The organism is Syntrophorhabdaceae bacterium (assembly GCA_028713955.1).
Lineage (GTDB): Bacteria > Desulfobacterota > Syntrophorhabdia > Syntrophorhabdales > Syntrophorhabdaceae > UBA5609.
The window spans coordinates 1-4,637 of record JAQTNJ010000247.1; the positions used below are offsets into that span (position 1 = coordinate 1).

The 4,637-nt window shown below is 50.9% G+C and carries 6 protein-coding genes; all 6 read left to right on the forward strand.

Going from position 1 to position 4,637, the window contains the following annotated elements; translation table 11 throughout:
- On the forward strand, positions 1-466 hold a 466-nt coding region (locus tag PHU49_14935; GenBank protein ID MDD5245302.1), incomplete at its 5' end, for a carbohydrate kinase family protein.
- A gap of 337 nt (positions 467-803) precedes the next feature.
- Positions 804-1,577 (forward strand): formyltransferase family protein, encoded by a 774-nt coding sequence (locus PHU49_14940; protein MDD5245303.1) that lies wholly within the window; start codon positions 804-806, stop codon positions 1,575-1,577.
- Between the two features lie 42 nt (positions 1,578-1,619).
- A complete protein-coding gene (locus PHU49_14945; GenBank protein ID MDD5245304.1) occupies positions 1,620-2,618 on the forward strand; it encodes a hypothetical protein in 999 nt (332 codons plus the stop codon).
- Entirely contained in the window at positions 2,615-3,166 is a 552-nt protein-coding gene (locus tag PHU49_14950) for a hypothetical protein (GenBank protein MDD5245305.1), read from the forward strand. The genes PHU49_14945 and PHU49_14950 overlap by 4 nt, the downstream gene beginning before the upstream one ends.
- Complete coding sequence (gene rph / locus PHU49_14955) at positions 3,156-3,884, forward strand: ribonuclease PH (protein MDD5245306.1); 729 nt, start codon at positions 3,156-3,158, stop codon at positions 3,882-3,884. Before PHU49_14950 ends, rph begins: the two co-directional genes overlap by 11 nt.
- Positions 3,881-4,495, forward strand: coding sequence for an RdgB/HAM1 family non-canonical purine NTP pyrophosphatase (gene rdgB / locus PHU49_14960; protein ID MDD5245307.1), 615 nt, complete (start codon positions 3,881-3,883; stop codon positions 4,493-4,495). Before rph ends, rdgB begins: the two co-directional genes overlap by 4 nt.
- Positions 4,496-4,637: the final 142 nt, after the last annotated feature.

The window sequence follows — 4,637 nt, forward strand, 5'->3', positions numbered from 1 at the left end:
CTTCAGTATAGACCCCGGGGAGATATATGCGGCAATGGGGAAAAAGATACACCCCCTTATCGATGGCGCCGAGATACTCTTCACAACAGAGAAAGAGATACGGATGCTCTTCGGCGATGATATGGACCAGGCCGTCCAAAAGGCGCTGGAAATGGTCAGCATCGTAGTTATAAAAAAGGGGAAGGACGGCGCATCCCTCTGTACAAAAGACATAAATGTGAACTCTCAGGGCGAGAAGGTCCACGTTGTTGATAATACCGGCGCCGGTGATGTCCTCGACGGCGTTTTCCTGGGTCTCTATATGCAGGGTGAGGACCCGGTCAGGGCGCTGGAGGTCGCCGTCAAGGCAGCATCGATAAGCGCCACCAGGTTCGGCAGGGATGCCTACCCCGACGCAAAGACGATAGAGGAATTCCTTGCCGCGAAGGAAAAAGGGGCCAAAGTCCCTCATAATGACCACGCATAGATTCCCACGGGCAAGCCCGTGGTGCTAAAATATACACGCTTCGCGTGCATGACAAACGCATTCTCCCACGCTTGAAAGCGTGGTCCTCTGTTTGCCTTGCGTCGCTTGTTGGAATCTATACTGTGAGCACGGCGAGCGAGAGGGGGAGGCTCCACGGACCGGGGCGGGGCACCCACCCGGTGGGTGGGTCGCGTGGAGGGGGCGACGCGAGCCCCGGTAAAAATTTATTTTGTAGCGAGTTCACGAGCGAGAGGGGGAGGCTCCACGGACTTTGTTCGTGGAGGGGGCGACGCAAGCCCCGGTAATAGTACGCGATAAAGAAACAACGGGGGCTTGTATGAAGATATGTTGGTTCACGACAGGCAGGGATAAAGAGGCGCTGACCTTGTTGAAAGACGTCAATGACGCTATTGAGAAGAAGGCCATTGACGGTGAGATAACCCTTGTATTCATGAACAGGGACAGAGGGGAATCGCCTGTTTCTGATGAGATCATCGCCTATGCAGAGGAAAAGAAGATTCCTGTTGAGCTTTTCAGCACGAAACGCTTTCTCGACGAGCGGGGCCTGAAACTCAGCGAAGGGCGGGAGCTCTTCGACAGCGAGATAAAGTCAAGGATCGAACAATATGACTTTGACATCATATTCCTTGCAGGTTACATGCTAATCGTTTCGCAGGTGCTCTTTGAGCCGTACATAGTCATCAATCTCCACCCTTCCCTGCCGAATGCATACAAAGGCAAATGGGAGGACGTCATCAGGAATACCATAGAGGACGGGGAGAGGACCTTCGGCGCAATGATCCACATGGTCGATGCGTCCCTCGATGAAGGTGCGCCGGTAAGCTTTGTCAGGCTCGCCCTTGAGGGTCACGAGATAGATACGCTTTACGACAACGCCTTCAGGGGGGACGCAACCTCAAGGGACAGGCTCTTCAAGATTATGAGGGACCAGGAGTTCGCCATAGAGATCCCCCTCATTATCCATACCCTGTCCCTGCTCTCGAAAGGTGAGATAGCAATAGACAATAAGAAGGTTTATTCCGAGGGCAAGGAATTAACGGGTGGTGTCGATATAACGGAGATAGTCTGCGCCGCATTTCAATGCAGGTGAGCTAAAGAGCGCGGCACGGAGAGCATAGTACGGAGATAGAGGATGAGAAAAACGATATATATCACGGATTGTGAAGGGCCCGTGTCCAGGAATGATAATGCCTACGAGATAGCCGACGCCTTTCTGCGGGAAGGCGGGAGGCTCTTCAGCCTCCTGAGCAAGTTTGACGACTATCTCGGCGATATCGAGAAGGTCGAAGGGTACAGATACGGAAGCACCCTGAGGTTTATCCTCCCTTTCCTGAAAGCGGCCGACGTTACCGACAGGGAAGTACAGGGGTTTTCAGGTCAAAACATAACCGTTGTAAACAACATCCGGGAAACCTTGCAGGCTGTCAACGGATTGATGCCGGTCTACGTGGTGAGCACAAGCTATATCCATTACATAAAAGAGGTTTGCCAGTACCTGGGCCTGAACATGGCAAACATGTTCTGTACAAAGGTCTCTTTTGACGGCTACAGCATGGATGAGGACGAGAAGAAGATTATCTCGGACTATCACGAGAAATTCCTCAAGCTCCCTCCTATCACATGGGATGATAATAACAAGGTAACCCCCGATTCGCGGCGCGCCATAGACGCATTAAAAGTATTTTTTTTCGACCGGCTGCCTTCGCTCCCGGTTTATCAATGGATGAAGGACGTCGACCCGATAGGAGGCAGAGGAAAGGCAGAGGCAATCCTCCGGATCGTGAAGCAGACAGGGGTTCCCCTGAAGGACGTTCTCTACGTCGGGGACAGCATCACCGATGTTGACGCCTTCGGGCTCGTGAAGGACAATGGAGGACTTTCGGTCAGCTTCAATGGAAATAATTATGCAGTCCGGTCGGCGGAATATATTGTTGTCAGCGAAGATGCCGCCGTTCTCAGGGATATGGCAACGGACTTCTGCAATAACGGGAAGGACGCGATCCGGGAGGGGAGAGTGAGCGAAACCGCCTGGATATTCAGAAGGGAAGCCTGCAACATGAAAGACGTCATCGCCCTGAGCGAGAGGACGAGGAAAGAGGTCAGGGGACAGGTCATAGGTAGTCTCGGATGAAATACTTTCTTATTGTTGTCATTTGTCTCTTTTCGTTTTCATACTCCTATGCGGACGAGCAGTTCGTGATCTACCGTATGGGAGAGAGAGACCAGACCGCATGGAACATGTTCGGAAAATATTTTAGTGCAAAGGGCTACAACATGAGTTACTATGATGGCGCAGATAACCTCGATAAGCACATTGAGAATGTCAACAAGATCAACAGGTCAAATGGTACAGTCTTTCTGGCGATCGACCTGGTTGTGGGAGGAACAAGCAGTGTCTTTGTTGCTGCCACAAACGCCAAACGAGGGAAAGGAACTATTCCGAACATCGATGAAGTACCGGCGATCCATATCAATAATTCCATGGAATTGGCTACCATGATAGCCGCTCCATTCAATAAAAAGATAAAAAAGTTACCCCTCTTTATGCTGCTGGGTATTGATATGCCGGGTATATTCCTGAGATTGGAATCCCCAAAAGACAAGATGGGAGAGATGTTCGATCGATTGCACGAAGGTCTTCAGAAATATACAAAAAGAGGTGTTAAGAATGAGAGATAACGGACGGACAAACGACAAGATACGTGACATAAAGATTGAAAAGAGTTTCTTGCGGTACCCCGAGGGCTCGGTCCTTGTAGAGATGGGGGCTACAAAGGTGATCTGCGGGGTAAGTGTTGAAGAGAAGGTGCCCCAGTTTTTAAAAAATAGCGGTAAAGGCTGGCTTACGGCCGAATATTCAATGCTGCCGCGCTCCACACACGTACGGTCGGTAAGGGAGGCTGTGACAGGGAGGGTCGGCGGAAGGACACACGAGATCCAGAGGCTCATCGGAAGGGCATTGCGGGCTGTCGTGAACCTTGACATTATTGGTGAGAGAACGATCTGGGTCGATTGCGATGTCATTCAGGCTGATGGCGGGACAAGAACGGCGAGCATAACGGGCGGTTATGCAGCCCTTGTCGAGGCGTTGTGGAACATGAAAAAAAGGGGCATACTTGAAAAGATCCCGCTCCGTGACTCCGTTGCTGCCGTTAGTGTTGGCATCGTCAACGGGCAGGTGGTCACAGACCTTTCATATGAAGAGGATTCAAAAGCAGAAGTGGATATGAATTTTGTAATGACCGGCAGAGGGCTCCTCATTGAGGTCCAGGGGACTGCCGAAAAAACACCTTTCACAAAGGAACAGTTTGACCTCATGTATCAGTATGCGCATAAAGGGATCGGAGAGATCACGCGGATCCAGAAGATAGCATTGGGTCCACATTTCCCGGTATGAGAGAAGTCGTTATAGCAACGGAGAACACCGGCAAGTTCCACGAGATCAAAGCGCTTCTTGGCAGCGAGTTTGATACCTTTTACTCCCTGAGAGATTTCAGTGAAAAGATCGTGGTGAGTGAGGACAGCCCCCTCTATATAGAAAACGCCATGAAAAAGGCGCGGAAGGCAGGTGACCGGTTCGGATTGCATACTATCGCTGACGATTCCGGTCTCGAAGTTGAGGCCCTTGACGGGAGGCCCGGGATCTATTCCTCACGCTACGGCAAAGACGACGCAGACAGGATATCAAAACTGCTTAACGAGCTGGAAGGTGTGCCGTGGGAAAAGAGGCAGGCTGTCTTCAAGGCATACCTTGCCCTCTACATGCCCGACAAGGAGAGGTGCTATGTCTTCTACGGGGACGTCCATGGCACAATCGGTTTCGAGCGGCACGGGGATAGTGGTTTCGGATTCGATCCCGTCTTCTATATCCCGGCAATAGGGAAATACGCCGCAGAACTGAATACGGAAGAAAAAAACAGGTTAAGCCATAGAGGGAAGGCGGTTTTGGCCCTGAAGAGCTTTCTCAATATGGATTTTTTCAAGAACTCCAGAGTTTTAAGCCTGTGATGTCATCGAAGCGCCTCTCAAGTCTCTGACCATCAAGGGCAATACCGAATAATTCCGAAGCAAAGATAATAGTTCCTTCAAGAAGGTGACCGCCTTTCGCTGTGCCGTCTTTTAACCCGAGCGTAATATGGGCATGAACAGA

What these genes read in the sequence shown, in the direction of transcription:
- PHU49_14940 (MDD5245303.1), top strand. Translation starts at nt 804, where the DNA reads ATGAAGATATGTTGGTTCACGACAGGCAGGGATAAAGAGGCGCTGACC.
- PHU49_14945 (MDD5245304.1), top strand. Translation starts at nt 1,620, where the DNA reads ATGAGAAAAACGATATATATCACGGATTGTGAAGGGCCCGTGTCCAGG.
- PHU49_14950 (MDD5245305.1), top strand. Translation starts at nt 2,615, where the DNA reads ATGAAATACTTTCTTATTGTTGTCATTTGTCTCTTTTCGTTTTCATAC.
- rph (MDD5245306.1), top strand. Translation starts at nt 3,156, where the DNA reads ATGAGAGATAACGGACGGACAAACGACAAGATACGTGACATAAAGATT.
- rdgB (MDD5245307.1), top strand. Translation starts at nt 3,881, where the DNA reads ATGAGAGAAGTCGTTATAGCAACGGAGAACACCGGCAAGTTCCACGAG.